This window comes from Streptomyces sp. DS1-CR2, assembly GCF_055760475.1.
This window is the reverse complement of record NZ_CM147085.1, coordinates 4,224,979-4,251,768: the sequence shown is the minus strand read 5'-3', so window position 1 is coordinate 4,251,768 and position 26,790 is coordinate 4,224,979. Positions and strand designations below refer to the sequence as shown.

25 protein-coding genes are annotated in these 26,790 nt (G+C 70.7%); 18 read left to right on the top strand and 7 right to left on the bottom strand.

The annotated features are described in order from the left end of the window. The first annotated feature begins 170 nt into the window (after positions 1–170). The 3 genes from mshA (at position 171) to ACY0PA_RS20405 (ending at position 3,830) form a co-directional block, all read left to right on the top strand. Positions 171–1,520, top strand: coding sequence for a D-inositol-3-phosphate glycosyltransferase (gene mshA / locus ACY0PA_RS20415; RefSeq protein WP_473085963.1), 1,350 nt, complete (start codon positions 171–173; stop codon positions 1,518–1,520). 7 nt (positions 1,521–1,527) lie between these two features. Next, on the top strand, positions 1,528–2,022 hold the full coding sequence (locus tag ACY0PA_RS20410) for a type III secretion system chaperone family protein (RefSeq protein WP_473086380.1): 495 nt from the start codon (positions 1,528–1,530) through the stop codon (positions 2,020–2,022). Between the two features lie 188 nt (positions 2,023–2,210). Continuing rightward, positions 2,211–3,830 carry a glycoside hydrolase family 55 protein gene (locus ACY0PA_RS20405; RefSeq protein ID WP_473086379.1) on the top strand — a complete coding sequence of 540 codons (1,620 nt, stop codon included), beginning with the start codon at positions 2,211–2,213 and terminating at the stop codon, positions 3,828–3,830. Positions 3,831–3,847: 17 nt separating this feature from the next. Here the strand turns inward: ACY0PA_RS20405 and ACY0PA_RS20400 are convergent, their stop codons facing one another. Beyond that, the gene (locus ACY0PA_RS20400; protein WP_473085962.1) at positions 3,848–5,122 is read right to left on the bottom strand and encodes an MDR family MFS transporter; all 1,275 of its coding nucleotides are present in this window, start codon (positions 5,120–5,122) and stop codon (positions 3,848–3,850) included. 213 nt (positions 5,123–5,335) lie between these two features. Here ACY0PA_RS20400 and ACY0PA_RS20395 point away from each other — a divergent pair, with 213 nt between their 5' ends. Next, positions 5,336–6,097 (top strand): phosphoglyceromutase, encoded by a 762-nt coding sequence (locus ACY0PA_RS20395; protein ID WP_473085961.1) that lies wholly within the window; start codon positions 5,336–5,338, stop codon positions 6,095–6,097. A 78-nt stretch (positions 6,098–6,175) separates the two neighbouring features. Here ACY0PA_RS20395 and ACY0PA_RS20390 read toward each other — a convergent pair whose 3' ends face one another. The 4 genes from ACY0PA_RS20390 to ACY0PA_RS20375 all read right to left on the bottom strand — a co-directional run bounded on the left by ACY0PA_RS20390 (position 6,176) and on the right by ACY0PA_RS20375 (position 10,198). Beyond that, entirely contained in the window at positions 6,176–7,459 is a 1,284-nt protein-coding gene (locus ACY0PA_RS20390; RefSeq protein WP_473085960.1) for a serine hydrolase domain-containing protein, read from the bottom strand. A 246-nt stretch (positions 7,460–7,705) separates the two neighbouring features. Next, the gene (locus ACY0PA_RS20385) at positions 7,706–8,263 is read right to left on the bottom strand and encodes a hypothetical protein (protein WP_473085959.1); all 558 of its coding nucleotides are present in this window, start codon (positions 8,261–8,263) and stop codon (positions 7,706–7,708) included. After that, the gene (locus ACY0PA_RS20380; RefSeq protein ID WP_473085958.1) at positions 8,260–8,757 is read right to left on the bottom strand and encodes a hypothetical protein; all 498 of its coding nucleotides are present in this window, start codon (positions 8,755–8,757) and stop codon (positions 8,260–8,262) included. The genes ACY0PA_RS20385 and ACY0PA_RS20380 overlap by 4 nt, the downstream gene beginning before the upstream one ends. A 7-nt stretch (positions 8,758–8,764) precedes the next feature. Beyond that, positions 8,765–10,198 (bottom strand): purine-cytosine permease family protein, encoded by a 1,434-nt coding sequence (locus tag ACY0PA_RS20375; RefSeq protein ID WP_473085957.1) that lies wholly within the window; start codon positions 10,196–10,198, stop codon positions 8,765–8,767. Positions 10,199–10,368: 170 nt separating this feature from the next. On the opposite strand from ACY0PA_RS20375, the gene ACY0PA_RS20370 reads away from it, so the two are divergent. The 6 genes from ACY0PA_RS20370 to ACY0PA_RS20345 all read left to right on the top strand — a co-directional run bounded on the left by ACY0PA_RS20370 (position 10,369) and on the right by ACY0PA_RS20345 (position 15,667). Next, entirely contained in the window at positions 10,369–11,277 is a 909-nt protein-coding gene (locus ACY0PA_RS20370; RefSeq protein ID WP_473085956.1) for a LysR family transcriptional regulator, read from the top strand. A 137-nt stretch (positions 11,278–11,414) separates the two neighbouring features. Next, complete coding sequence (locus ACY0PA_RS20365; protein ID WP_375997196.1) at positions 11,415–11,951, top strand: flavin reductase family protein; 537 nt, start codon at positions 11,415–11,417, stop codon at positions 11,949–11,951. After that, a complete protein-coding gene (locus ACY0PA_RS20360; RefSeq protein WP_405480207.1) occupies positions 11,948–13,420 on the top strand; it encodes a 4-hydroxyphenylacetate 3-hydroxylase family protein in 1,473 nt (490 codons plus the stop codon). Before ACY0PA_RS20365 ends, ACY0PA_RS20360 begins: the two co-directional genes overlap by 4 nt. Further along, positions 13,417–13,839: a RidA family protein gene (locus ACY0PA_RS20355; RefSeq protein ID WP_473085955.1), complete on the top strand. Its 423-nt coding sequence runs from the start codon at positions 13,417–13,419 to the stop codon at positions 13,837–13,839. The genes ACY0PA_RS20360 and ACY0PA_RS20355 overlap by 4 nt, the downstream gene beginning before the upstream one ends. Beyond that, on the top strand, positions 13,836–14,513 hold the full coding sequence (locus ACY0PA_RS20350) for a DUF1028 domain-containing protein (RefSeq protein WP_473085954.1): 678 nt from the start codon (positions 13,836–13,838) through the stop codon (positions 14,511–14,513). The genes ACY0PA_RS20355 and ACY0PA_RS20350 overlap by 4 nt, the downstream gene beginning before the upstream one ends. Next, positions 14,510–15,667, top strand: a complete 1,158-nt coding sequence (locus tag ACY0PA_RS20345; RefSeq protein ID WP_473085953.1) for a M20 family metallopeptidase — start codon at positions 14,510–14,512, stop codon at positions 15,665–15,667. The genes ACY0PA_RS20350 and ACY0PA_RS20345 overlap by 4 nt, the downstream gene beginning before the upstream one ends. On the opposite strand, the gene ACY0PA_RS20340 is transcribed toward ACY0PA_RS20345, so the two are convergent. Then, positions 15,645–16,259, bottom strand: a complete 615-nt coding sequence (locus ACY0PA_RS20340) for a TetR/AcrR family transcriptional regulator (RefSeq protein WP_454401782.1) — start codon at positions 16,257–16,259, stop codon at positions 15,645–15,647. The two genes, ACY0PA_RS20345 and ACY0PA_RS20340, sit on opposite strands and share 23 nt — an antisense overlap. 137 nt (positions 16,260–16,396) lie before the next feature. On the opposite strand from ACY0PA_RS20340, the gene ACY0PA_RS20335 reads away from it, so the two are divergent. From ACY0PA_RS20335 to ACY0PA_RS20310, 6 genes are all read left to right on the top strand, one after another. Then, entirely contained in the window at positions 16,397–17,794 is a 1,398-nt protein-coding gene (locus tag ACY0PA_RS20335; protein ID WP_473085952.1) for a purine-cytosine permease family protein, read from the top strand. Further along, a complete protein-coding gene (locus tag ACY0PA_RS20330) occupies positions 17,791–19,254 on the top strand; it encodes an aldehyde dehydrogenase (RefSeq protein ID WP_473085951.1) in 1,464 nt (487 codons plus the stop codon). The genes ACY0PA_RS20335 and ACY0PA_RS20330 overlap by 4 nt, the downstream gene beginning before the upstream one ends. Next, positions 19,251–20,588: an ArgE/DapE family deacylase gene (locus tag ACY0PA_RS20325; protein WP_473085950.1), complete on the top strand. Its 1,338-nt coding sequence runs from the start codon at positions 19,251–19,253 to the stop codon at positions 20,586–20,588. The genes ACY0PA_RS20330 and ACY0PA_RS20325 overlap by 4 nt, the downstream gene beginning before the upstream one ends. A gap of 13 nt (positions 20,589–20,601) precedes the next feature. Then, positions 20,602–21,954: an aminotransferase family protein gene (locus tag ACY0PA_RS20320; RefSeq protein WP_473085949.1), complete on the top strand. Its 1,353-nt coding sequence runs from the start codon at positions 20,602–20,604 to the stop codon at positions 21,952–21,954. Between the two features lie 85 nt (positions 21,955–22,039). After that, the gene (locus tag ACY0PA_RS20315) at positions 22,040–23,608 is read left to right on the top strand and encodes an APC family permease (protein ID WP_473085948.1); all 1,569 of its coding nucleotides are present in this window, start codon (positions 22,040–22,042) and stop codon (positions 23,606–23,608) included. Positions 23,609–23,669: 61 nt separating this feature from the next. Next, positions 23,670–23,828, top strand: coding sequence for a hypothetical protein (locus ACY0PA_RS20310; RefSeq protein ID WP_473085947.1), 159 nt, complete (start codon positions 23,670–23,672; stop codon positions 23,826–23,828). 70 nt (positions 23,829–23,898) lie between these two features. Here ACY0PA_RS20310 and phoU read toward each other — a convergent pair whose 3' ends face one another. Further along, on the bottom strand, positions 23,899–24,582 hold the full coding sequence (phoU, locus tag ACY0PA_RS20305) for a phosphate signaling complex protein PhoU (protein ID WP_266562819.1): 684 nt from the start codon (positions 24,580–24,582) through the stop codon (positions 23,899–23,901). Between the two features lie 189 nt (positions 24,583–24,771). Here phoU and phoR point away from each other — a divergent pair, with 189 nt between their 5' ends. Both phoR and phoP read left to right on the top strand, forming a co-directional pair. Next, on the top strand, positions 24,772–26,049 hold the full coding sequence (phoR, locus tag ACY0PA_RS20300) for a two-component system sensor histidine kinase PhoR (RefSeq protein ID WP_454401790.1): 1,278 nt from the start codon (positions 24,772–24,774) through the stop codon (positions 26,047–26,049). Between the two features lie 5 nt (positions 26,050–26,054). Further along, on the top strand, positions 26,055–26,726 hold the full coding sequence (gene phoP / locus ACY0PA_RS20295; RefSeq protein ID WP_468975769.1) for a two-component system response regulator PhoP: 672 nt from the start codon (positions 26,055–26,057) through the stop codon (positions 26,724–26,726). Positions 26,727–26,790 lie beyond the last annotated feature (64 nt).

Genomic DNA, 26,790 nt, shown 5'->3' with positions numbered 1-26,790 from the left:
TGCGCCCGGGTCCGCGGTCCCAGGGTTGAGTCCCCGACGGTAATGATTCGGCAAAACGGAAATGGAGCGGAGGGGTCCGGTGTTGCAGCCGCTGAAGGAGGGTTTGCGCCCGGGCTCCGCGCCCGCGGTTACGGGCCCCCCGCCGTGCCCGCAGCTAGGAGGACCGCCACGTGAGCCAGTACGTGTCCAGGCTCCGCCGTTCCGGGGCCTCGTCCCAGCGGCTCAGGTTCCCCGGCGCGCACCGCAGACCGCGCCGGGTCGCCATGCTGAGCGTGCACACGTCACCGCTCCACCAGCCCGGCACGGGCGACGCGGGCGGCATGAACGTCTACATCGTCGAGCTCGCCAAACGCCTCGCCGCGATCAACATCGAGGTCGAGATCTTCACGCGCGCCACGACCGGCGCGCTGCCCCCCGCCGTCGAGCTGTCGCCCGGTGTCCTGGTCCGGCACGTGGACGCGGGCCCGTACGAGGGCCTCGCCAAGGAGGAGCTGCCGGCCCAGCTGTGCGCCTTCACGCACGGTGTGATGCAGGCGTGGGCGGGTCACCGGCCGGGCTACTACGACCTCGTCCACTCGCACTACTGGCTCTCCGGTCACGTCGGCTGGCTGGCCGCCGAGCGCTGGGGCGTCCCCCTCGTGCACGCCATGCACACCATGGCCAAGGTCAAGAACGCCGCACTCGCCGAGGGCGACACCCCCGAGCCCGCCGCGCGCGTCATCGGCGAGACCCAGGTCGTCCGCGCCGCCGACCGCCTCATCGCGAACACCGCGGAGGAGGCCGACGAGCTCGTACGCCACTACGAGGCCGACGCCGGCAAGGTCGCGGTCGTCCACCCCGGCGTGAACCTGGAGCGCTTCTGCCCCGCCGACGGCCGCGCCGCCGCCCGGCACCGCCTCGGCCTGCCCCAGGACGCCCTCATCCCGCTGTTCGCGGGCCGTATCCAGCCCCTGAAGGCGCCGGACATCCTGCTCAGGGCCGTCGCCGTCCTTCTCGACGAGCGGCCCGAGCTGCGCTCGCGGATGGTCGTGCCCGTCGTGGGCGGCCCCAGCGGCAGCGGTCTGGCCAAGCCGGAGGGGCTGCAGAAGCTCGCCGCCAAGCTCGGCATCGCCGACGTCGTCCGCTTCCGCCCGCCGGTCGGGCAGGACCAGCTCGCAGACTGGTTCCGCGCGGCATCCGTCCTCGTCATGCCGTCGTACAACGAGTCCTTCGGGCTCGTCGCCATAGAGGCGCAGGCGGCCGGTACGCCGGTGATCGCGGCCGCGGTCGGCGGTCTGCCCGTCGCCGTGCGCGACGAGTCGACCGGCTTCCTGGTCCCGGGCCACGACCCGACGGCGTACGCGCGCAGCCTCGGCCGGTTCGCCGACCATCCACAGCTTGTGGACAGCATGGGTGCCGCGGCGGCGGCGCACGCGCAGGGCTTCGGCTGGGACACGGCGGCCTCCGCGACGGCCGATGTGTACACGGCGGCCACCTACGAGCACCGCCACCCCCGTCACGTACCCTCGCTGCATGGCTGACAGCACCATGGCCGGCGCGGCGGCGGTCATCGAGCAGGTCCTCACCGAGGCCGAGCTCGAGTGGGAGAGCCCCGAGCCCGGCTCGTCGTACGTCGTGAAGCTGCCCGGGACGCGCAAGCTGTCGACGACGCTCTCGCTGCTCGTCGGCAAGCACTCGCTCTCGCTGAACGCGTTCGTGATCCGGCACCCGGACGAGAACGAGCAGGGCGTCCATCGCTGGCTCCTGGAGCGCAACCTCCGTCTGTACGGCGTGAGTTACGCGGTCGACCAGCTCGGCGACGTCTACCTCACGGGCAAGCTGCCCCTCGCGGCCGTCACCCCGGACGAGGTCGACCGCCTCCTCGGCTCGGTCCTGGAGGCCGCGGACGGCGCGTTCAACACGCTCCTCGAGCTCGGTTTCGCGAGCGCGATCCGCCGCGAGTACGCCTGGCGGGTGTCGCGCGGGGAGTCCACGCGTAACCTCGACGCGTTCACGAGTCTGACCCAGCGCCCCGCCAAGTAGCCCTTCTCTCCTGTCCGTTCACTGTTGCGCGCCCCCTTCCGTCGCGGGGGTCGCCGTGGCATGCTCGCGGCCGACGCAGACATGAACAGCGTTCACGTAGTTGAACGTAGGGAATCGTGTGGAGGGTGGCGGCGGTGGAGAACCTCAGCAGACGCGGGTTGTTGGGCAGCGCGATCGCGGTGGCGGCCATGACGGCGACGGGAACCGGCGCGCGGGCCGCCACGGCCCGGTCCGGTGAAGTGCCGCCCATCTGGCGCGAGTTCACCCGCACCCCTTATACGCACCCGCAGATCCCGTACGTCGGCCGGGCCGGATACCGCGCGGGCCGGCACGGCTTCGCCCGCCCCCGCGTCGTCGCCGACGTCGTACGCGACTACGGCGCCCGGCCCGACGGCTCGGCCGACGCCGCCCCCGCGATCAACCGTGCCCTCGCCGACGCCGGACGGGCCGGCGGGGGCACGGTCCACCTGCCCCCGGGCACGTACCGCATCGACGACCTCATCCACATCGGCCACAGTGGCGTCGTCCTGCGCGGCGCGGGCAGCACCCGCACCAAGCTGTACGCGACCCGCAGCCTCACCGAACTCGTCGGCGTCTACGGCTCCCGCTACGGCGGCGACAAGTCCAGCTGGTCCTGGGCGGGCGGCCTGGTCTGGCTCTGCCCCGAGGACCGCTTCCGCACCCTGACCGACGCGATCAGGGCGAAGGCCTGGCCCTTCGAGGGCTGGACGGGCAACAAGCGCGACGAGTGGGACACGCTGACGGCGGTCGAACCGGCCACCCGCGGCTCCTGGTCGGTGACGGTCGCCGACGCGACCGGCCTCTCGCGCGGCGACCTGGTCCTCCTGCGCCTCGCCGACGACCCCGGGCACACCCTCCTCGAACACATGGCGGGCGGCGGCCCCGGCCCCGAGGCGTACTTCTGGGACGACAAGACCAAGCTGACCTCATACGTCCCCTACGAATGGCCCGTACGGATCGAATCCGTGCACGGCCGCCGCGTCACCTTCGAACGCCCGCTCCCCCTCGACGTACGCCCGGAGTGGGACCCGCGGCTGACCACGCACGCCGGCGCCCTGACCGGCTCGGGCGTCGAGGCGCTGACCCTCGAAGCGGTCGAGACCCCGCAGTCCCAGCACCTCCTCGACAAGGGCTACAACGGCGTCGCGTTCCAGTGCGCGTACGACTGCTGGGCCGACGACGTCACCGTCCGCCACGTCGACAACGGCTTCGGCCTGGTCGCCGCGTCCGCCTGCACCCTGCGCCGCACCCGCGTCGCGGGCCGCGGCTCGCACCACCCGTACTTCTGCCGCGAGGGCTCCCACGACAACCTCGTCGAGTCGTTCACGATCGAGCAGCGCACCGTCCCCGCCCCCGCGGGCACGCAACTGCACGGCATCAACGTCGAGGGCCTGTCGTCGTACAACGTGTGGTCGCGCGGCGAGATGGAGATGGGCACGTTCGACTCGCACCGCGGCATGCCCTTCGCGAACGTACGCACCGACATCACGGTGAACAACGACGGCCGGCACGGCGGCGACGCGTCGGCGGGACCGCTCTTCGGCGCGCGCTTCGTCCACTGGAACATCCGCGTCACGAATCAGCGCGCCGGGCTGATGCGCATCGACGGACTCGCGCCGTACAGCGCGACCGTCGCCGTCAACACCGTCCGCGAGTTCGACCAGATCGATGTCCCGGACTTCACAGGGGATCTGCAGTCGCGGCTCGAGCTGTACGGCGACGGGGTGTCGGACACGGTCCGGCCGCGGAACCTGTACGACGCGCAGCGGACGTCGGTCAGGCAGTGAGCTTCAGGCGGTGAGTGTCAGGCGGTGAGCTCGGGCTCGGTCCCGGTCTTCTCGGGGCTGGGGACGGGCGCGACAGGGTGTTCCTCCGCGGGCAGCCCCCGCATCAGGATCCAGTACCCGGCCGCCGCGACCGTCCCGATCGCCGCGCAGCCCGCCCACAGCCACCCCGCGCCGAACCGGTCGATCGTCACGCCCGACGCGAGCGGCGCGACCAGGGCCGCCACCGACCACGACATCGAGTACATGCCCTGGTAGCGGCCGCGCCCGTGGGTCGGGGCGAGCCGCGCCACCAGGCCGGACTGCGTGGGGGCGTTGACCATCTCGCCGAGGGTCCACACGACGACGATCAGGGCGTACGCGGCCATCGACCCGGCGAACGCGGTGAGCGCGAAGCCGTAGCCGATCAGGAGCGAGGAGACCGTCAGCAGCCGGCCCGCGTCGCGCTTCTCGATGAAACGGGTCAGCGGGATCTGCAGCGCCACGATCACGATGCCGTTGACGGCGGCGACGAGCCCGACGTCCGAACTGCTCAGCCCCGCCTGCCCCATGACGATGGGCAGCCCGGACGAGGACTGCGTGAAGACGACGGAGATGAGGAACGAGAGGCCGACCATCAGCATGTACCGGCCGTCGCGCAGGACGGTCAGCATCGTCACGTCGGCGACGGGCGCCGCGTCGGGCTTCGGCTCGGCGCGCTCGGGCCGCGACTCGGGCACCTTCACGAACACCAGGACCGCGCAGGCCAGCGTCATCGCGGCCTCCAGGAGGAAGCCGGCGGTGTAGCTGGCGGCGACGAGGAAACCGGCGTAGACGGAGGAGACGGCGAAGCCGAGGTTGATGGCCCAGTAGTTGAGGGAGAACGCCCGCACGCGGTCCTGCGGCGCGACGAGGTCGGCCATCATCGCCTGCACGGCGGGCCGCGACGCGTTCGAGGCGACGCCGAGCAGGAAGCCGGTCACCGCGATCCCGGCGGGGTCGCGCACGAAGGCGAGGACGGCGACGGTCGCGGCGGTCGCCAGCTGCGCGGCGAGGAGGGTGGGGCGCCGCCCGATCCGGTCCGCGAGCACCCCGCCGAGCACCGACGCGATCATTCCGCCGAGCCCGATGAGCGCGGCGACGAGACCTGCGAACGACGCGGAGAAGTGGCGCTCGGTGGTCAGGTACAGCGCCATGAACGTGAGGACGAAGCCGCCCAGGCGGTTGATCAGGGTGCTGGTCCACAGCCACCAGAACTGGCGCGGCAGACCGGACACACTCTCGTGTGCGGCCCGTCTGAGAGCGGTGACGGACATCGGGACGGATCCCCCCTGGGGCGCGTGCGGCGTGGGTGTGGCCTGAGGGGCCTGTAAGCGGCGCCGGCCATGTCCGTAACTTACGTGGGGGAGGGCGGCCGCAGCCACTCAATTGACGTCTGCCGTCAATCGTCGGCCGGCGCTCCCGGCCCGTACCGTCCGGCCCGTGGCCGGGCGCGCGGGGCGCCGGAGGCGTGGATTAGGCTCGGAGCCATGGCCGACGCACCGTACAAGCTGATCCTCCTCCGCCACGGCGAGAGTGAATGGAACGCGAAGAACCTGTTCACCGGTTGGGTGGACGTCAATCTCAACGAGAAGGGCGAGAAGGAGGCAGTCCGCGGCGGTGAGCTGCTCAAGGACGCAGGCCTGCTCCCCGATGTCGTCCACACCTCGCTCCAGAAGCGCGCGATCCGGACGGCCCAGCTGTCGCTGGAGGCCGCGGACCGCCACTGGATCCCCGTCCACCGTTCGTGGCGCCTGAACGAGCGGCACTACGGTGCGCTCCAGGGCAAGGACAAGGCACAGACGCTGGCCGAGTTCGGCGAGGAGCAGTTCATGCTCTGGCGCCGCTCGTACGACACCCCGCCGCCGCCGCTGGCCCGCGACGCGGAGTACTCCCAGTTCGACGACGCGCGCTACGCGAGCCTCCCGCCGGAGCTGCGCCCGCAGACGGAGTGCCTCAAGGACGTCGTCGTCCGCATGCTCCCCTACTGGTTCGACGGCATCGTCCCGGACCTCCTGGACGGCAAGACGGTCCTGGTCGCGGCCCACGGCAACAGCCTGCGCGCCCTGGTCAAGCACCTCGACGGCATCTCCGACGCCGACATCGCGGGCCTGAACATCCCGACGGGCATCCCGCTGTCCTACGAACTCGACGCGGACTTCAAGCCCCTGAAGGCGGGCGGCACCTACCTGGACCCGGACGCGGCCGCGGCGGCGATCGAGGCGGTCAAGAACCAGGGCAAGAAGAAGTAACCTTCACGATCATGCCTCCCACCTGCGCATACGGCGCCGGTGGGAGGCGTTTTCATGGCCCGCCCCGGAGCACGTTCGTCACTGCGCCGCTGGCTGTGCCGGGAGGGTGAAGATGTTGTCCGGGGAGATGATCTTGGTGATCGCCTGGCCGACGAGGGTGCTCGGCTCCGAGTTGTCGTGGTCGATGTCCGTGTTCAGGACCACCACGAGGGTCGCCTTGGCCGACGGCAGATAGATCGTCAGGGACTCGTAGCCCGGCAGGGAGCCGTTGTGGCCTATCCAGCCCTGGACGTTAAAGATGCCGAGGCCGTAGCCCGCGCCCGGGATCGTGGTCTTCGGGGTGATGAGGCGCTGCTTCTGCGTGGCGGGGCTGATCATCGTGTCACCGTCGGGGAACTTGCCCGTGGCGACCGTGGGTGCCCAGATCCGCAGGTCGTTGAGGGTGGAGATCATCGCGCCTGCCGCCCAGCCCCAGGACGGGTTCCAGTCGGCCGAGTCCTGGGTCTTCCCGCTCGCGGTCTGGTTCGTGTAGCCCTGGGAGTGCGGCTCCGGGAACTCGTCGCCGGTCGGGAACAGCGTCTGCTTCATGCCGGCGGGCGTGAGGATGTTGTCCTTGATGTACTCGTTGAGGGGCCGGCCGCTCTCCTTTTCGACCGCGAGGCCGAGCAGGATGAGGTTGGTGTTGCAGTAGGAGAACTTCTTGCCCGGCTCGAACAGCACCGGGTGCTTGAACGAGTAGCCGAGGAGCTGCTGCGGTGTGAACGGCCGGTTCGGATCGGACGTCAGCGCCTTGTAGAAGTCCTCGTCCGCCGAGTAGTTGAAGAGTCCGCTGCGCATCTCGGCCAGCTGGCGGATGGTGATCTTGCCCCCGTTGGGGACCCCGTCGATGTACGTGCCGATCGGGTCGTCCAGGGCGACCTTCTTCTCGTCGACCAGCTTCAGGATCGACGTGACGGTGAACGTCTTGGTCTCGCTGCCGATACGCATGTGCAGGTCGGGCGACATCTTCTGGCCGGTGCTCTTGTCGGCGACGCCGTAGGACCTCACGTACTCGCCCTTGTCCGGCGTCCACACGCCGAAGGTCACACCCGGCACGTTCGCCTCACGCATGACCTTCTGCACGGCGGCGTCCAGCTCCTTCTCCACGGCGGGAGTGAGCTTCTGGACCTGCCCCGGAGCTGTCGACCCGGAATCGGACGGGGAGGGCGGGGCGGTGGCGCGGATGACGGAGGCGGAGCTGGGGCCGGCGGACACGGAGGCCGGCGTGCCGAACGCGGACCCACCCGCTATCGGCACCGCGAGCGTTCCCACCGCTGCGGCGGTCACAGCCCCCCTGCGCAATCCCCGGGTCGAATGCGTCATGAGCTGACTCCCACCATGTGAGGAAGAACCCACAGGAAGAACCCGGACCCATCGTAGGGCGGGGCCCCGCCCACCGCCTCTCCAGCCACCACACCCCCTGCGGTCACTGGCGTCAGCGCGGTCAGCGCCTCTCCAGCAGTCCGGCGCGCATCACCATGGTGCCCAAGATGCTGCTCGGCGGGGCGGTGCCCGCGGCAGCCCCGACCGGTGGAACGGGCTGTCCACCGGTCGGTGGATGGTGCCGGGTCAGTCGACCCCACGTAGATAGACCTGGCTGGTCTGCGCATCGAGGGGATGCACCGTCACCTCAAGGGAGTTCAGCTCGCCGGCGCAGGGCGCGCACACGGGTCCGCTGCGGATGTCGGCAAGCGTCTCCGGCTCCTTGAGCCCGAGGTGCGCGAACGGCGTCATGGGCTTCACCGACTGTTGCAAGGGCTTGGCGCGGTGGGTGAGTTCCTGCTCGGGGGCGAGTAGGTTCACAAACGCGTCCACGCGCGCTGTCGGCACCGTAAAGGCCAGAAGAAGGCCGTCGTCCTGGAACCCGTTCTGGTACGCGGCACGCCGGTCCATGGCCTCGGCAGGGATCCGCACGTGCATCAGCTCACCGATCGCTGCGGGGGTCACTCCCGCCTTCCAGGCCGGGACTTGTCCGCGCGTATCCGCGTCCGCGTCACGTCCGGTGCCGGTCCTGGTGCCGTCACCGGAGCCGCCCGAGCAAGCCGTGAGCAGTGCGAGGGCCGCGAGGCACAGCGCACCGGCGGACGCTCCCCGCACCGGCACCATCGATCCGGACCTCGCCTTCATCGTGCATCCCCATTGCGTCCGATGTCAGTACGGGTCCCGTCCCGTCCGGGATCGGCCGGGTCAGGAAGCTTCGAGGATCCCGACCCCAGGTCGTAGTGCTGCACCGAACCGCTGCCTCGCATGTCGAACTCCCTGGCCAGACCCGTCGTGTGGAGGCGCGCCATGTCCGCGTCGGTCACTTCGGTCGGGCCGATCTGCGTGGACTTTCCCGGGTCCCAGTTGTACCGGTCCCAGACGTTGACCTGGTAGTCGAGCGACACCTTCGGCTTTCCGTCCGCGCCCGGTGTGACGGTGACGGCTCCGGTCGTGTTCGTCGTCGCGCTGCCTACCGCCAGATACCAGTTGCGGTCACTGTGGGTGTAGCCCTGGGGAGGCGTCTCCACCGGGATGGTGACGGGCTTTCCACCGGATTTCTCGAAGGCAGCCAGCGCCTGCTGTTTCCCGGCATTGTCGCCCGACGAGGCGTTGTTCGTGGTGTGCCGCCAGCCAGGCAAGCCGCGGTCACGCCGTCGCAGAAGCGGACTCCGTCGCCGTCGTCTCGGCCTCCGCCACCGCGCTCCCGCCCCGCACCGCCACCCTCCGCGCCCACGCGTAGTACACCGGCGCCGTCACCACCAGTCCCACGAGCCACGACAGGTCCGCGCCGCCTAGGGGTGCTACCAGCGGGCCCGTGTACAGCGACGTGGCGACGAAGGGGAGTTGGACCGCGATGCCGATCGCGTACGAGGTCAGGGCCACCGGGTTGAAGCGGCCGTAGCGCCCGCCGTCGGGCGCGAAGAGGTCGCCGAGCGCGTAGCGGCCGCGGTGGACGAGGTAGAAGTCGATGAGGTTGATCGCCGTCCAGGGGACGAGGACGACGAGCAGGACCAGGACGAGGTTGACGAAGCTGGAGACGAAGTCGCTGGACAGCGCCGTCGCGATGAGCAGCGCGCCCACGAGGACCATCGCGGAGACGACGCCGCGGGCCCTCTGGCGCGGGGTCCACGCGGGGCGGAACGTCTGGCAGACGGTGATCAGGGACAGCACCGCGCCGTAGAGGTTGAGCGCGTTGTGGTTGATGACCGAGAAGAGGAAGAGGAGCAGCACGACCGGGCCGAAACCGCCCGCCGCGCTGTCGAAGCCCGCCACCGTGTCGTCCGTGCCGGGCGACGCGAGGCCGATCACCGTGCCCGCGAGGAACGGCAGAGTCGAGCCGAGACACGAACCCCAGTACGTGGCCCAGAAGGCCGACGCCGTACGGACGGTGCGCGGCAGGTAGCGCGAGTAGTCGGAGACATACGGGGCGAAGGCCAGTTGCCACAGGGCGCTCAGGGACACCGTCGCGAGCCAGCCCGCGAACGTGAAGGAGCCCGCGGAGAAGAAGCCGTCGGGCAGGCCGCGCGCGACCACCACGGCGAGGCCGGCCAGGATGCCCGCCCCGAGCACCCACGTCGCGATCTTGTTGAGGGTGTGGATGAGGCGGTAGCCGACCCAGCAGATCAGTGCCGAGCCGAGCGCCCCCAGCACGATGCCCGCGTCGACCGGCACGGCGGGCGCGAGGCCGTGCAGCGACTTGCCCGCCAGGATGATGTTCGAGGCGAAGAAGCCTATGTACATCGCGGCCGCCACGACCACGATGAGCAGCGCGCCCACGCTGCCGAACTGCGCCCGGCTCTGGATCATCTGCGGGACGCCGAGCTGCGGGCCCTGCGCCGAGTGCAGCGCCATGAAGACGGCGCCGACGAGCTGGCCCACCAGGATCGCTGCGACGCTCGACCAGAACGACTGGTGGAAGACCTGGACGCCCATGGCGCCGGTGACCAGCGGCAGCGGCGCGATGTTCGTGCCGAACCACATGGTGAACAGGTCACGGACGCGGCCGTGGCGCTCGTTCTCGGGGACGTGGTCGATGGTGTGCTGCTCGACGGCCGGGGCCGCCTCGGGTGTGGCGGGCATACGGACTCCCTTGTCCGGAAAACGAGGGGGCGGGCGGGGGTGTTCGGGCGTGCGGGTTGGTTGGGGAGTCTCGCCACCCTCGCAATCCCCGGTCAAACATCGATTTCACGGGAGTTACATCTGTTTTCGAGATGCAGACAGCTCGCAGGCGCCCGGGGCACAATCCCGCCATGGCCAAGGACGCGAACTTCACCCTCGTGCAGCTGAGGTACTTCCTCGCTGCCGCGGAGCTCGGCAGCATGACCGCCGCGGCGCACCGCATCAACGTCTCGCAGTCCGCGGTCTCCACCGCCGTGCACCACCTGGAGCGCGAGCTCGGCGTGCAGCTCCTGATCCGCCGGCACGCGAAGGGCCTGGAGCTGACGGCCGCGGGGGAGCGGTTCCTGCACGAGCTGCGCGGCTTCCTCACCCACGCCGACGAGCTCGCCGAATCGGCCAGGAGCCTGGGCGCCGACCTCGTGGGCGAGCTGGCGGTCGGCTGCTTCCAGACGCTCGCCCCGTTCTATCTGCCGCGCCTGCTGCGGGAGTTCGGCGAGCGCCAGCCCGCCGTGCGCGTCGAGGTCGTCGAGGGCGACATCCCGGCCGTGCAGGAGAGCCTGCGCACGGGCGCCTGCGAACTGGCACTGCTCTACGACATGGATCTCGACGCCGACATCGAGTGCGAGGTCCTCGCGATGGCCCCGCCCTACGCACTGGTCCCTGAGGGCCACCGGCTCGCGGGCGGCGGCCAGGCCCGCCTCGCGGACCTCGCGGACGAGCCGATGATCCTGCTCGACCTGCCCGCCAGCCGCGACTACTTCCGCTCCGTCGCCGCCAAGGCCGGCGTCGAGCCGCGCATCAGCCACCGCACGAGGAGCTACGAGACCGTGCGCGCCCTGGTCGCCGCCGGATACGGCTGGTCGCTGCTCAACCAGCGGCCCGCGCACGACCGCACGTACGACGGTTCGAGCGTCGTCGCCCTGCCGCTCGCCGACCCGCTGCCCGCGCTCCCCGTCGTCCTGGCGAAGCTGCGCGGGGTCCGGCTGACGGGCCGCGCACAGGCGTTCGCGACGGCGTGCCGGGAGGCGCTCAGGTCCTGAGAGCCCAGCTCAGGGCGGCACATCCGAAAGTATCTCCAAAACAGATCCAGTAACACGAAAAGATCTGTTGTACGGATGCAGGCTCCTCCTCGCATAGTGGTCGCACCACAGCCCACTCGCTCCGAGGGAGGCCGCTCATGACCATTGCTCCGGACCAACTCCTCACATCCCGCCAGGACTTCGTGGCCGCGATGGGGAACGCCGCGACGGGCGTGACCGTTGTCTCCACAGAAGGACCGGCCGGTCGCTTCGCCCAGACCGTCTCCGCCATGTGCTCCGTCTCCGCCGACCCGCCCTCGCTGCTGGTCTGTGTGAACGAGCGGAGCCCCCTCGCCGCGGCCGCTGTGCGCAACGGCGTCATCGCCGTGAGCGTCCTCGCCGCCGGCCAGGCCCACGTCTCGGACGTGTTCGCGGGCCGGCCCGCCCACGGAAGCGGCCCGTACGACTTCGACTGCGCCGAGTGGGACGTCCTCGCCACCGGCGCGCCCGTCCTGCGCGGCGCGGCCGCCGCCTTCGACTGCCGGCTCGCCGACTCCGTCACGCAGGGCACCCACCAGGTCCTGTTCGGCGCCGTCGTCGCCTCCACGGCGTCCGGCGCCCACCCCCTCGTCCACCACGCCCGTACGTACGCCACCCCGAGCCCCCTCAACTCCCTTAAGGAGCACGGCGCATGATCCGCACCGGAGACCAGTACCGCGAGTCGATCCGCGACGGCCGCGACGTATGGATGAACGGCGAGAAGGTCACCGACGTGACCACGCACCCCGCGTTCAAGCCGCTGGTCGACATACGCGCCCGGATCTACGACATGGCGCACGACCCGGCGACCCGGGACTCGATGACGTACAAGGACGAGTCGACCGGCGAGGTCAACGCGATCCAGCAGAAGCCGCCGCGCACCCGCGAGGACTGGGACGCGAAGCGGGCGGCGACGGACGCCGTGCTGAGCGACGTCGGCGGTGTCGTCACCCGTGTCGGGGACGAGACGATCGGCGAGGTCTGGTCGCTCATCGACGGCCAGGACGTCCTCAACGCGATCAATCCGACGTACGCGGAGAACGTCAAGCGGCACATCGACCACGCGCTGTTCGCCGACCCGTTCCACGTCTCGGCGAACACCGACCCGAAGGGCGACCGCTCCAAGCGCCCCCAGGACCAGGACCCGGACATGCTCCTGCACGTCGTGCGGGAGACGGACAGCGGCATCGTCGTGCGCGGCGCCAAGTACGAGACGGCCGCCGCGTACTCGAACCAGGCGTTCACGAAGCCGACGATCGCGAACTGGGGCGACTCCGAACTCTCCGACTACGCCCTCGGTTTCATCGCCGACATGGGCTCGCCGGGCCTGAAGTACATCTGCCGTACGGGCTTCGCCGGCACCAAGCCGCCCGCCGACTACCCGGTCTCCAGCCGCTTCGACGAGGTCGACACCCTGGTGGTCTTCGACGACGTCGAGATCCCCTGGGAGAACGTCCTCTTCTACCGGGACACCAAGGCCGCGACCTTCATCCGCGCCACGCTCCACCGCTACAGCGCGTTCGCGTTCACGCAGCGCAACCTGCGGCTCGCGGACCTGATGATCGGCGCCGCGCTGTGGAACGTGAAGCAGACGGGCCTGGAGAAGCAGCAGGCCGTCCAGGAGAAGCTGGCGACGCTGGCCTGCTACCGCGAGGGCATCAACGCGCACCTGACCGCGTCCATCGCCATGGCCGAGCCCAGCCCCGGCGGGCTCCTCATGCCGAACCAGTCGCTGCTGTACACCGGCCGCGTCCTGGCCTGCTCGCAGCTGCACGAGATGATGCACATCGCGCGCGAGCTGTGCGGCGGGCAGATCTGCATCACGCCCGACAAGGCGTCCTTCGACCACCCGGACACCAAGCCCTGGCTCGACAAGTTCTACTCGATCAACGAGCACTGGGTCGCCGAGGACCGCCGCAAGCTCCTCGCGTACGCCCGTGACCTGCTCAACTCGGACTACGCGGGTCACCGGCTGACCTTCCAGCTCTTCGCGCAGTCCCCGCCGTTCGCGCACCTCGGCGCGGTGTACCGCAACTTCGACTGGGAGGGCCCGCTCGACCTGGTGAAGGACGCGGCCGGTCTCTCCGACAACGTCCTCGGCACGCTCGGGAGGAAGGCCAAGTGACGACCCACCGGCGCATCCGCTCCTTCAACACGGCGGACACCTACCCCGAGCAGGACCTGTCCAACGACCTCGCGCAGGCGGTCGTCGCCGACGGCACGGTGTATCTGCGCGGCCAGATCGGCCAGGATCTCGACACCCGCGAGAACGTCGGCGTCGGGGACGTCGCCGCCCAGGCCGAGAAGGCCATGGCGAACATCGCGATGCTCCTGGAGGAGTCCGGCAGCCGCCTCGACGACATCGTCAAGATCACCGTCTATCTCACCGACATCCGCTTCCGCGAGCCCGTCTACCGCGTCATGGGCCGCTGGCTGAAGGGCGTCCATTACGTCTCCACTGGCCTGGTCGTCTCGGCGCTCGCCCGCCCGGAGTGGCTCGTCGAGATCGACGCGACGGCCGTCATCCCGAAGGAGCGCCGATGACGTTCTCGATCGCCGCGCGGTGTCCGCGCACGGGTCAGCTCGGGGTGGCCGTCACCTCGTCCTCGCCGGCCGTCGCTGCGCGCTGCGCGCACGTACGGCCCGGAGTGGGCGCGGTCTGCTCTCAGAACGTCACCGACCCGCGCCTCGGCACCCGCCTGCTCGACCTCCTGGAATCCGGGGTGCCCGCGAAGACGGCCGTACGGGAGGTGGCCGCCCAACCTCACGCCGAATGGCGGCAGTTGACGGCCGTCGGTGCTTCTGGTCCCGGCGCGGTCTTCTCGGGCGCGCGGACCCTCGGCACGTACGCGGAGGCGGTCGGCCCCGACGCCGTGGCCGCGGGGAACCTGCTGTCGGGCCCCGGGGTCCCCCAGGCGGTACTCGACGCGTTCACGGGCGCGGACCCTCGGGCTCCACTCGCCCGCCGCCTCGTCGACGCGCTGACCGCGGGCGCGGCGGCGGGCGGCGAGGCGGGCCCCGTCCACTCGGCCGGGCTCCTCGTCGTCGACGCACAGCAGTGGCCGGTGACGGACCTGCGCGTGGACTGGACCGAGGGCGACCCGATCGCGGAGCTCGCGGACCTGTGGAAACTGTGGGAGCCACAGCAGGAGGCGTACGTGCAACGGGCCCTCGCCCCGGACGCGGCGCCGAACTACGGCGTGCCGGGGGACGAGTGAGGCCCGTGCGCGAGGCGGTCGCGAAGGCGGCGCCCGAACTCCTCGCCCTGAGCCATCGCATCCACGCGAACCCCGAGGTGGCGTGGGAGGAGGAGAAGGCTGCGCGCTGGACCGCGTACGCCCTCAACGACCTCGGCTACGACGTCGTGACCGGCACCGCGGGCCTGCCCACCGCCTTCACCGCCACCGTCGGCAGCGGCCCGCTCCACCTCGCGATCTGCGCCGAGTACGACGCGCTGCCCGGCCTCGGCCACGCCTGCGGGCACAACGTCATCGCGGCGGCCGCGGTGGGCGCCGCGGCCGGACTGGCGCCGGTGGCCGACGAGCTGGGCCTCAAGGTCACCGTCTTCGGCACCCCGGCCGAGGAGGGCGGCGGCGGCAAGATCCTCATGCTGGAGCGCGGCGCCTTCGACGGGGTGCACGCGGCGATGATGGTGCACCCCGGTCCCGCGGACGTCGCCGAGGCCGACCCGTACGCGGTCGCGCACCTCAAGGTCCGCTACCACGGCAAGGCGGCGCACGCGGCGGCCTACCCGGAGCAGGGCCGCAACGCGGCGGACGCCTTCACGGTCGCCCAGGTCGCCATCGGACTCCTGCGCCAGCAGCTCCCGTCCACCACGCGCGTGCACGGCATGGTGACGCGCGGCGGGGAGGCCCCGAACGCGATTCCGGAGCTGACCGAGGGCCGCTGGTACGTGCGCGCGGGCAGTCTTGAGGAGCTGTCCGCGCTCCAGCCGCGCGTCGAGAAATGCTTCGAGGCCGGCGCGCTCGCCTCGGCCTGCGACCTCGAGATAGAGCCGGAGTCCCGCCCGTACTCGGAGTTTCGCAACGACGCCGCGATGCTGGCCGCCTACCGGCAGGCGGCCGAATCCCTCGGCCGCACCTTCGACAGCTCCGGATCCCCGGCGGCCCGGATGAACCGCGCCTCCACGGACATGGGCAACGTGTCCCGTGTCCTGCCCGCCATCCACCCCTACCTGGGCATCAACTCGCTGCCCGCGGTCAACCACCAGAAGGAGTTCGCGGCGGCGTGCGTCACCCCGGACGCGGACCGGGCGGTCCTCGACGGCGCGCTGGGCATGGCGCTCACCGCGGTGGCCCTCGCGGGCGACGACCGGGAGCGGGCCCGGCTCACAGCTCCGGGCAGCCGGTGACCGTCCGCGCGTAGCCGAGGAGCAGGCGCCGGGCGACGTCCGGCGTCAGCTCGGCGTTGCGGCTGACGATGTGCAGCCCGTAGCCGTCCTCCAGCGCGACGAGGTTGCGCGCGAGGTCGGCGACGGGCTCGGTGAGCGTGAACTCCCCGACGGCCGCGCCGACTTCGAGCACGGTCGCGTACAGGGCGACCTCGCGCGCGAAGAGCGACGCCATCAAGGTCGCGTGTCCGGAGCTGCGGTCGGCGCGCCGGTGCAGCTCGAAGAGCAGTCCGTGCACGGCGTCGCCCGAGCCGCCCGGCAGCCCGCTCCCCACGAGGGCCCGCAGTCGTGCCGCGGCCCCGGTCGCCCCGTCCACGGCCCCCTGCCGCGCGGCCAGATAGCGCTCCACGGCGCCCCGGTGCACTTCGAGGACCAGCTCGCCCATCTCCGGGTAGTAGTACAGAACCGACCCCGCAGACATCCCCGCCTCGGCGGCGATGTCCTTGATGCGCAGCCCCTCCAGGCCCCGCTCGGCGATGGCGCGTCCCGCCGCGTCGACGAGGGCCTCGCGGCGCGCCGTCTGGTTCTTCGGTCTCCCAGGCTTGTTCCCCATGGGTTAATTCTCTGTTACTCGATTCAAATAAATCAAGTTCCCTGTGTTCAGGGCATTGACGACCCAGCACCGCATTGTTTGAATCCGACCTCAAAGAAGTCGACGGACAGGTCGGCGGGTCGCCCGAAGGAGGTCCGATGGACGGTGCACGTACCGCACCCGGCGAGAGAATCGAGCGGCGGACCATCGACGTCGTCCCGCGCGACGAGCGCCACGGCCGCACCCGGGACCTCTTCACGATCTGGTTCAGTGCGAACCTGGGCCCGCTGACGGTGGTCACGGGCGCCCTCGCCCCCACGGCCTTCGGCCTCTCGTTCGTCTGGAGCCTCGCGGCCCTCCTCGTGGGCCACCTCGGCGGCGGCTTCCTGATGGCGCTGCACTCAGCGCAGGGCCCGCAGCTGGGCGTACCGCAGATGATCCAGAGCCGCGGCCAGTTCGGCAGCGTAGGAGCACTGGCGGTCGTCCTCGTAGTCATCGTGATGTACCAGGGCTTCTTCGCGTCGAACCTGGTGGTCGGCGCCCAGGCGCTCGCCGAGGTCACCCCGGTCGACGAGCGCACTGGCGTCCTGCTGTGCGCGCTGGTCAGCCTGGTCGTGGCCGTCATCGGCTACCGGCTCATGCACCGCATCGGCTCGGTCACCACCTGGGCGTTCGGCGCGGTCCAACTGGTGGGCGCCGTCTACCTGTTCTTCGGCGGCCTGCCCGACGGCTTCCTCTCCAAGGGCGGCTTCAGCCTCGCCGGCTTCCTGGGCATGGTCTCCGTGGGCGCCCTCTGGCAGATCGCGTACGCGCCCTACGTGTCGGACTACTCGCGCTACATGCCGGCCGACCGCGCCGGCGTCCGCTCGACGCTGTGGTGCACCTACGCCGGATGCGTCCTCGGCAGCCTGATCCCGATGGCGGTCGGCTCGGCGATCGGCATCGCGAGCGGCGGCAGCGACCCGATCGGCGCCCTCGACAGCCTCCTCGGCACGACGCTCGGCCAGCTCACCCTGTGGAGCTTCGCCCTCGTCACGATGCTGACGAACTCCATGAACCTTTACGGGGCGGTGCTGTGCGCAGTGACGGCGATCCAGACATTCGCCCACCGCTGGCTCCCGAAAGCACCAGGCCGCACAGCCCTCGCGACAGCACTCACGGCCCTCTCGGTGGTCCTGGCCCTGGCGTTGGCCGACTCGTTCATGACGAGCTACCTCAACCTGATCTACGTACTCCAGTACGTCCTGATCCCCTGGACGGCGATCAACCTCGTCGACTTCTACCTGGTCAAGCACGGCGCGTACGACGTGGAGTCGTTCTTCGCCCGCGACGGCGGCATCTACGGCCGCTGGAACGCCACCGCGCTCACGGTCTACGCGATCGGCATCCTCGCCGAGATCCCGTTCATGGCGCAGTCCCTCTACACCGGCCCGCTGGCGCACGCGCTGGGCGACACGGACCTCGGCTGGATCGCCGGCCTCGTGGTCACCGTCCCCGCCTACCTCGTCGCCGTACGCCTCAAGGCCACACCCGCACCTGAAGGAGCAGCCGCATGAACACCTACGCAGACTGGCAGCGCCGAGCGGCCGAACTGACCCCGCGCACAAGGGCGTTCATCAACGGCGCATGGGCCGAGGCGCAGTCGCAGGCCACCTTCCCCACCACCAACCCCGCCACGGGCAGGGCAACCGCACACGTCACCCTCGGCGGGGCACCGGAGATCGACGCGGCGGTCCTGGCCGCGCGCACGTCCTTCGAGGACGGCCGCTGGTCCCGCACGGACCCGGCGACCCGCAAGCGCACCCTCCTCCGCCTCGCCGACCTGATCACCGCCAACGCCGAGGAGCTGGCCCTCCTCGACACCCTCGACATGGGCAAGCCGATCGCCGAGTCGTACGGCACGGACGTGCCCGGCGCGGCCGGAGTCTTCGCCTGGTACGCCGAGGCCGCCGACAAGCTCTACGACGAGATCGCGCCCACGCCCCCCGGCAACCTGGCCACGGTCCGCCGCACCCCGCTCGGCGTCGTCGGCGCCGTCGTCCCCTGGAACTTCCCCCTCGACCTGGCCAGCTGGAAGCTGGCGCCGGCCCTGGCGGCGGGCAACAGCGTCGTGCTCAAGCCCGCGGAACAGTCCCCGCTCTCCGCACTGCGCCTGGCCGAACTCGCGGCCGAGGCGGGCCTGCCCGACGGCGTCCTGAACATGGTCCCCGGCCTCGGCGACACGGCGGGCCGCGCCCTGGGCCTGCACCCGGACGTCGACACCCTCGTCTTCACCGGCTCGACGGCGGTGGCGAAGCTGTTCCTGTCCTACGCGGCCGAGTCGAACATGAAGCAGGTCTGGCCCGAGGCGGGCGGCAAGAGCCCGAACGTGGTCTTCGCGGACGCGGACCTGGAGGCGGCGGCGGAGCGCGCGGCCTGGGGATTCTCGTACAACGCGGGCCAGGTCTGCTCGGCCAACACCCGCCTTCTGGTGGAGAGTTCGGTCGCCGACGACTTCACGGCCCGGGTGGCGGAGCACGCGGCGCGCTTCGTGCCGGGCGACCCGCTGGACCCCGCCACGAACCTCGGCCCGCTGGTGGACGAGGCCCAGGCCACCCGAGTCCTGAGCGCGATCGAGGCGTCGGACGGCAAGGTGATCCTGGGCGGTACCCGCGACGGCGCCTACGTGACGCCCACGATCGTCACCGGCCTGCGGCCCGACGCGCCCCTGGCCCGCGAGGAACTCTTCGGCCCGGTCCTCACGGTCCACCCCTTCACCACGGAGGAGGAGGCGACCGCGACCGCGAACGACTCCCCGTACGGCCTGGCGGCCTCGGTGTGGACGCGGGACCTGGCGCGCGCCCACCGGGTCGCGGACGCGCTGCACGCCGGCACGGTCTCGGTGAACACGGTCGACGCCTTGAGCCCGCTCACCCCCTTCGGCGGCTTCAAGCAGTCCGGCCACGGCCGGGACCTCTCGCTCCACTCCCTCGACAAGTACACAGGCCTGAAGACGACGTGGATCACGTACGCATGACCCACGTACACACGGAAACCGAAGCGCTCCTCGCGGCCATCGAGAGCCGCACGGACGACCTGGTCGCCCTCACCTCGGACCTGGTGGCGTTCGACACGACGGTCCGCGGCGACGCGTCGGAACCCGCCCGCGACGAGGCCGACCTCCAGGAGTACCTGGCGGCCCGCCTGCGCGCGGCGGGCGCGACGGCGGACGTCTTCACCCCGAAGCCGGCCGACCTGCCGCCCTCACCCCAGACACCACCGGGCCTCGGCTTCGACGGCCGCCCCCAGCTGATCGCGCGCTTCCCGGGCACGGGAAACGGCAGAAGCCTGCTCTTCAACGGCCACATAGACGTCGTATCGGCAGAACCGAAAACACAGTGGTCGTCGGACCCTTTCCAGGCATCGCTGCGGGACGGCCGCCTCTACGGCCGGGGCACCTGCGACATGAAGGGCGGCATAGCGGCAGCGGTGATAGCCGCCGAGACCCTCGCTGCGCTGGGTATCCGCCTCCCCGGCGACCTCCTGATCAACACGGCGACGGACGAGGAGTGGAACGGCGCGGGCACGCTCGCGTCCGTGGGCTACGGCGTACGGGCGGACGCCGCGATCGTGCCGGAGCCCACCGACCTGGACGTGGTCACGGCCCAGCGCGGCATCCTCGGCGGCACGGTCACGGTGGCCGGCCGCCCGGGCCACGCCGAGTATCCGCCGGGGGACTGGCGCAAGGGCGGCGCGGTGAACGCGATCGAGAAGACGCTCCCGGTCCTGACAGCACTGCAGAACCTCCGGGCCACCTGGTTGGCGGACCCGGCCGACAACCACCCCCTCCTGCCTCCCCCCTCCATCGTCCCGACGACGATCAAGGGCGGCGAGTGGTGGGTGACGTACCCGGCGTCCTGCGAGGTGTCCCTGGACGTGACCTACCTACCGGCCCAAGCAGACGCCGGCGGCTGGGCGAGCGGGGTCCGCGCGGAGATCGAGACGGCCGTGGCGAAGGCGGTCGCGGCCGACCCCTGGCTGACCGCGTACCCCCCGGCCTTCGCCTGGGACACCGAACTCCCGCCGGCGGAGGTCGACGGCGCGCACCCGCTGGTCGCCTCGCTCCTGGCCACGGTGACGAGCCTCGGCCGCAGCCCGCGCATCCTCGGCGAACCGTCCTGGACGGACGCGGCCACGCTCACCCGCCTGGCGGACACCCCGGCGGTCTGCCTCGGCCCGACGGCCACGCGCCCGGACGGCTCCCCGACCCTCCACACCATCGACGAATACATCGAGGTCAGCGACTTGGTAGCCACGGCGAAAACCCTGGCCCTGACCGCACTCGCGATGACAGCACCCGCAGCATCCTGAAGGGACGAACACCATGACCCTCACCCCCGCACAGCAGCTCGCCGCCACGGACCGGGCGCACATCATCCACCCCTACCTCCCCGGCACCGCCGAGGAACGCGTGGTGATGACGGAGGGCAAGGGCTGCCGCCTCACCGACGCGGAAGGCCGCAGCTACCTCGACGCGACCGGCGGGCTCTGGCTCGCCCAGGTCGGCCACGGCCGCAAGGAGATCGCGGACGTGGCACACGCGCAGATGCAGAAGCTCGAATACTTCACGAGCTTCTGGGAGTTCTCGAACGACAAGGCGATCCAACTGGCCGAACGCCTCGCCACGCTGGCCCCCGACAACCTCAACCACGTCTACTTCACGTCGGGCGGCTCGGAGGGCAACGAGGCGGCCATCAAGATGGCCCGCTACTACCACCACCGCCGGGGCGAGGGCTCCCGCACCTGGATCCTGGCCCGCGACAAGGCGTACCACGGCATCGGCTACGGCGGCGGCTCGGCCACCGGCTTCCCGGTCTACCACGAGGGCTTCGCCCCGATGATGCCGCACGTCAGCCACCTGACGCCCCCGTGGCCGTACCGCACAGAGCTCTACAACAACCAGGACCCCACGGACTTCCTGATCGCCGAACTGGAGTCCCGGATCGCGCAGATCGGCCCGTCCAACATCGCGGCGATGATCGGCGAACCCATCATGGGCGTCGGCGGCATGCTCGTCCCGCCGGCGGACTACTGGCCGCGCGTACGCGAGGTCCTCGACCGCCACGGCATCCTCCTCATCTTCGACGAGGTGGTGACGGCGTACGGCCGCATGGGCGAATGGTTCGCGGCCCAGCACTTCGACGTGAAGCCGGACATCATCACGACGGCCAAGGGCATCACGTCGGGCTACACACCGCTCGGCGCACTCCTGGTCTCCGACGAGGTGACCGAGGCGCTGCTCCAGGACCACGGTTTCCCGATGGGCTACACGTACAACGGCCACCCCGTGGCAGCAGCAGTAGCGCTGGCCAACCTGGACATCATCGAACGGGAAAACCTCCTGCCCCGAGCGATCACGATGGGCGAGCACCTCCACAACCAACTGGTGACCGAACTGGGCGACTTGCCGATCGTCGGCGAGATCCGCTCCGTAGGAATGATGCTCGCGGTCGAACTGGTGGCGGACCGCGAAACCCGCACCCCCCTCCCCCTGAACCCGGCCCGCATGCCGCACGACGTGATCCGCAAGGAGACGGGCGTGATCGTCCGCGACTCGGCCCACAGCCTGGTCCTGTCCCCGCCGCTGATCATGACGGAGCAGGAGGCGAAGGAGGCGGCGACGGCGATGCGCTCGGTCCTGGAGCGCACGACACCGACGGGCGAGATCACGAAGTAGCCCCCGGGGCCCTGCCCCACGAACCACCGAGCGCCCCAAGCCACCCGCACAGTCCCACCCGTCCCCAGCACACGAGGACACAGACGTGCCCGACTACAAAGAACAAGCAGCACCTCCACCCAGCACGACCACCCCCGCGGACGCGGAAAGCACCTCCACCCCCGCGGACGCAGAAAGCACCCCCACCTCCACCCCCAACCTCCACAGAAGCCTCCGCCGCTTCGACATCACGGCGATGGCGGTGGCCGCGGTGATCTCCTTCGACACGGTGGGCCAGATCGCGACGGGCGGCGGAGAGGCGGTGACGTGGACGGCGGTCATCGCGGTCGCGTTCCTCGTCCCGTACGCGCTGCTCTTCGCGGAGACCGGCGCGGCCTTCCCCCAGGAAGGCGGCCCCTACGTCTGGGTGAAGCTGGCGTTCGGCCGGCTGACGGCGGCGATCACGACGCTCTTCTACTGGGTGACGAACCCGATCTGGCTGGGCGGCTCGCTCGTGTTCATCGCGGCCCAGACCTGGGACGGCTTCGTGTTCCGCCTGGGCCAGGGCACGTTCGCGGACTACGCGTTCAAGACGGTGTTCATCTGGACGGCGATCCTCACGGCGGTGGTCTCGCTGCGCAAAGGCAAATGGATCACCACGGCGGGCGCGGCGGCCAAGGTCCTCGCGCTCACCGTGTTCACGGCGACGGCAGTGGCGTACGGACTGCAGCACGGCTTCCAGGGCCTGACAGGAACGGCGGACAACACCACCGCCACCTTCACCCCCACGACAGCCGGCTTCCTGGCCCTCGTCCCGATACTCCTCTTCGCGTACGTGGGCTTCGAAGCCCCGAACGCGGCGGGCGAGGAGATGCACAACCCGCAACGCGACGTCCCCACAGCCCTCGGACGCTCCGCGGCGATCGCGGCGGCCTGCTACCTGCTCCCCGTCCTGGCGATCCTCTCCGTGGTCCCGCCCGGCAAGGTGACCGGCATCGGCGGCTTCATGGAGGGCGCCCAGACCATCTTCACGATCTACGGAGGCGCAAGCGGCGCACTCCTGAAGGCGACCGCGCTCCTCTTCGTCTTCGCGCTCCTCACCCAGGGCAGCGCCTGGATGATCGTCAGCGACCGGATGCAGGCGATGGCGGCGGCGGACGGCGGCTTCTTCAGCCGCAAGCTGGGCGCGTTCCACCCCACGCTGGGCACACCGGTGCGCACGAACCTGCTGTCGGGGGCGATCGCGACGGTGTTCATGGTGGCCGCGATGCGGCTCGCGGACGGCGACGCGGCGGCGGTGTTCTCGGTCGTCCTGACCGTCGCGGTGACGACGCTGCTGCTCTCGTACCTGACGGTGATCCCGGCCCTGGCGGTCCTGCGCCTGCGCCACAGGGACGTACCGCGCCCGTACCAAGTCCCGTTCGGGACAAAGGGGTTCATGATCTGCGCGGCGCTGGTGTACGCGTGGATCCTGATCGGCTCCTGGGCGGCCCTGTTCCCGGGCACGCTGGAAGCGCTGCTGGGCATCACGTACGACTTCCACGACACGTGGGGGGTGTCGCGGACGGCGTTCGAGGCATTCACGCTGGGCACGGTCGTCGCCCTGCTGCTCATCGGCACCATCGGTCACGCAGTGGCCGGCGCGGCGAAGGTCCGCGCGCGCGTGCGCCGTTGACGCGCCCGCCGGGCTGGGCATGAACTGGGGGACAGGCAGTTCGCCCCGAGGAGGGAACACCATGGCCGAGTCCCCCACCCCCGAAGCCAGCGCAGAGCAGCCCACGGAAGTCCCGCAGCCGCACCGGCTGGTCCTGCTAGGCGCCTGCGGCTGCGGCTCGGGCTGCGGCTGCGGCTGCCAGTCGGGCGCGCCGTGCCAGTGCGGCGGCTGCTCGGGCTGACATCACGGGACATGACGGGGCCCCGCACCACACAGGTGCGGGGCCCCGAGACAGGTCACCCCGAGAGGGGTCAGCTGCCGTCGACCGGCTGCGGCTGAGGCGCCTGGATCTCGTCGGCGTGCTCACCGGTCACGAGATACACCACACGCTTGGCCACGGAGACCGCGTGATCGGCGAAGCGCTCGTAGTAACGGCCCAGCAGGGTCACGTCTACGGCCGTCTCGATGCCGTGCTTCCACCGGTCGTCCATCAGGTGCTGGAACAGCGTCCGGTGCAGCTGGTCCATCTCGTCGTCGTCCTGCTCCAGCTGGAGCGCGAGATCGACGTCCTTGGTGATGATGACCTCGGCGGACTTCGCCATGAGCCGCTGCGCGAGCTGCCCCATCTCCAGGACGGTCGCGTGCAGATCGTGCGGAACGGCCTGGTCCGGGAACCGCAGCCGGGCGAGCTTGGCGACGTGCTGCGCCAGGTCACCGCTGCGCTCCAGGTCCGCGCTCATCCGCAGCGAGGTCACGACGATCCGCAGATCCGTGGCGACTGGCTGCTGCCGCGCGAGCAGGGCGATCGCCCGCGCCTCCAGGTCATGCTGCAGATCGTCGACCTTCTGGTCCGCCGCGATGACACTCTCGGCCAGCTTCAGATCGGCGTCGAGCATGGCCGTGGTGGCGCGCCCGATCGCCGACCCGACAAGGCGGGCCATCTCGACCAGGCCCTCGCCGATCGAGTCAAGTTCCTCGTGGTACGCGTCACGCATACAACTGTCCCTCTCACTCACTGCGCGGGGCTGCTGTGCCCCACGCTCCCACGTTCAGCCCTGTACGCGTCCGTTTCCGGCACCCCAAATGAATCACCCCTGTATCCAAGGTGAACTCTGGGCGACGAGTGTTCGAGGTACCACTCGGACGGCTGTGGGCGGTGCTGACAGGGCGCATAACCTGGAGGCATGGACGTGAACGCGGCGGTCGCCGCAGCGGCAGCGATCGCCGGGGTGTGCACCGGCGTGATCGCCATGCTGGCGTTTCGCTGGAGCGAACGCGACCAGAAACGCCCCACCCGCACTTCCCTGCACACGGACCCGGTCCTTCCGCCCGGCGTCGACACCGTCCTCTCCGTACTGCGCTCCTCCGCCGTCGTCCTCGACGAGGCGGACAGCGTGGTCAAGGCCAGCTCGGCGGCGTACGCACTCGGCCTGGTCAGAGGCGGCAAGCTGGCCGTGGAGCCGATGCTCCTCATGGCCAGGGACACCCGCCGTGACGGAGAGATACGACAGGTCGAGCTCGACCTGCCCCGCCGGGGCACCGGCCGCGGGGACGCCCTCGCGGTCTCCGCGCGTGTGGCCCCTCTCGGCTCCCGCCTGGTCCTGCTCCTCGTGGAGGACCTGACGGAGGCACGCAGGATCGAAGCGGTCCGACGCGACTTCGTGGCGAACGTCAGCCATGAGCTGAAGACCCCGGTCGGCGCGCTCAGCCTCCTCTCCGAGGCGGTCATGGACGCGTCCGACGACCCTGAGGCGGTGGAGCGCTTCGCAGGCAGGATGCAGATCGAGGCGACCCGCCTGACGAACCTGGTCCAGGAGCTCATCGACCTGTCCCGGGTACAGAACGACGACCCGCTGGAGGACGCCGAGCCGGTCCGCGTCGACGAACTCGTCGCCGAGGCGATCGACCGCTGCCGCCACCAGGCCGGCACGAAGCAGATCACCATGGCCGCGGGAGGAACCGCGGACCTCCAGATCTGGGGCAACCGCGGCCAGCTCGCCGCGGCTCTCGGCAACCTCGTCGAGAACGCCGTCAACTACAGTCCGGCCCGAACCCGCGTGGGCATAGCCGCGCGCCGGGTCAGCGCACCCGGCGGGGACCTCATAGAAGTGGCGGTCACCGACCAGGGCCTCGGCATCTCCGACAAGGACAAGGAGCGCATCTTCGAGCGCTTCTACCGGGTCGACCCGGCCCGGTCCAGGGCCACCGGCGGCACCGGCCTCGGCCTCGCCATCGTCAAACATGTGGCTGCCTCGCACGGCGGGGAAGTCACCGTGTGGAGCTCCGAAGGCCAGGGCTCCACGTTCACCCTGCGGCTGCCGGAGGCAGGCGCGACCCGCGACCGCGGCCCAGGACACGTAGGCGGCGACGCATACGGACACCACGTCGGCAACGACGCCGACGGGCCCGACGAGACAACCGCATACGATCCCATTCCTGCCGCCCCGGAGGTCCTTCCGTGACCCGAGTGCTCGTCGTCGAGGACGAGGAATCCTTCTCCGACGCCCTGTCGTACATGCTCCGCAAGGAGGGTTTCGAGGTCGCCATCGCGGCCACCGGCCCCGACGGTCTCGACGAGTTCGAGCGCAACGGCGCCGACCTCGTCCTGCTCGACCTGATGCTGCCGGGCCTGCCCGGCACCGAGGTCTGCCGCCAGCTGCGCGGCCGGTCCAACGTCCCGGTCATCATGGTGACCGCCAAGGACAGCGAGATCGACAAGGTCGTGGGCCTCGAGATAGGAGCCGACGACTACGTCACCAAGCCCTTCTCGTCCCGCGAGCTGGTCGCCCGTATCCGCGCGGTCCTGCGCCGCAGGGGCGAGCCCGAGGAGGTCACCCCGCAGGCCCTGGAGGCCGGCCCGGTCCGCATGGACGTGGACCGCCACGTCGTCACGGTCTCCGGCTCCAAGGTCGACCTGCCCCTCAAGGAGTTCGACCTCCTGGAGATGCTCCTGCGCAACGCGGGCCGCGTCCTGACCCGCATGCAGCTGATCGACCGCGTGTGGGGCGCGGACTACGTGGGCGACACCAAGACCCTCGACGTCCACGTCAAGCGCCTGCGCGCCAAGATCGAGCCGGACCCGGGGGCCCCGCGCTACCTGGTGACGGTGCGCGGCCTCGGGTACAAGTTCGAGCCGTAAACCGCCGGGTCACGGCGGTGGCCCAGCCGCGGAACGCCGAAGGGCGGGACCCCCACCGGGGGTC

What these genes read in the sequence shown, in the direction of transcription:
- ACY0PA_RS20410 (WP_473086380.1), top strand. Translation starts at nt 1,528, where the DNA reads ATGGCCGGCGCGGCGGCGGTCATCGAGCAGGTCCTCACCGAGGCCGAG.
- ACY0PA_RS20405 (WP_473086379.1), top strand. Translation starts at nt 2,211, where the DNA reads ATGACGGCGACGGGAACCGGCGCGCGGGCCGCCACGGCCCGGTCCGGT.
- ACY0PA_RS20400 (WP_473085962.1), bottom strand. Translation starts at nt 5,122, where the DNA reads ATGTCCGTCACCGCTCTCAGACGGGCCGCACACGAGAGTGTGTCCGGT.
- ACY0PA_RS20395 (WP_473085961.1), top strand. Translation starts at nt 5,336, where the DNA reads ATGGCCGACGCACCGTACAAGCTGATCCTCCTCCGCCACGGCGAGAGT.
- ACY0PA_RS20390 (WP_473085960.1), bottom strand. Translation starts at nt 7,459, where the DNA reads ATGACGCATTCGACCCGGGGATTGCGCAGGGGGGCTGTGACCGCCGCA.
- ACY0PA_RS20385 (WP_473085959.1), bottom strand. Translation starts at nt 8,263, where the DNA reads ATGAAGGCGAGGTCCGGATCGATGGTGCCGGTGCGGGGAGCGTCCGCC.
- ACY0PA_RS20375 (WP_473085957.1), bottom strand. Translation starts at nt 10,198, where the DNA reads ATGCCCGCCACACCCGAGGCGGCCCCGGCCGTCGAGCAGCACACCATC.
- ACY0PA_RS20370 (WP_473085956.1), top strand. Translation starts at nt 10,369, where the DNA reads ATGGCCAAGGACGCGAACTTCACCCTCGTGCAGCTGAGGTACTTCCTC.
- ACY0PA_RS20365 (WP_375997196.1), top strand. Translation starts at nt 11,415, where the DNA reads ATGACCATTGCTCCGGACCAACTCCTCACATCCCGCCAGGACTTCGTG.
- ACY0PA_RS20360 (WP_405480207.1), top strand. Translation starts at nt 11,948, where the DNA reads ATGATCCGCACCGGAGACCAGTACCGCGAGTCGATCCGCGACGGCCGC.
- ACY0PA_RS20350 (WP_473085954.1), top strand. Translation starts at nt 13,836, where the DNA reads ATGACGTTCTCGATCGCCGCGCGGTGTCCGCGCACGGGTCAGCTCGGG.
- ACY0PA_RS20340 (WP_454401782.1), bottom strand. Translation starts at nt 16,259, where the DNA reads ATGGGGAACAAGCCTGGGAGACCGAAGAACCAGACGGCGCGCCGCGAG.
- ACY0PA_RS20335 (WP_473085952.1), top strand. Translation starts at nt 16,397, where the DNA reads ATGGACGGTGCACGTACCGCACCCGGCGAGAGAATCGAGCGGCGGACC.
- ACY0PA_RS20330 (WP_473085951.1), top strand. Translation starts at nt 17,791, where the DNA reads ATGAACACCTACGCAGACTGGCAGCGCCGAGCGGCCGAACTGACCCCG.
- ACY0PA_RS20325 (WP_473085950.1), top strand. Translation starts at nt 19,251, where the DNA reads ATGACCCACGTACACACGGAAACCGAAGCGCTCCTCGCGGCCATCGAG.
- ACY0PA_RS20320 (WP_473085949.1), top strand. Translation starts at nt 20,602, where the DNA reads ATGACCCTCACCCCCGCACAGCAGCTCGCCGCCACGGACCGGGCGCAC.
- ACY0PA_RS20310 (WP_473085947.1), top strand. Translation starts at nt 23,670, where the DNA reads ATGGCCGAGTCCCCCACCCCCGAAGCCAGCGCAGAGCAGCCCACGGAA.
- phoU (WP_266562819.1), bottom strand. Translation starts at nt 24,582, where the DNA reads ATGCGTGACGCGTACCACGAGGAACTTGACTCGATCGGCGAGGGCCTG.
- phoR (WP_454401790.1), top strand. Translation starts at nt 24,772, where the DNA reads ATGGACGTGAACGCGGCGGTCGCCGCAGCGGCAGCGATCGCCGGGGTG.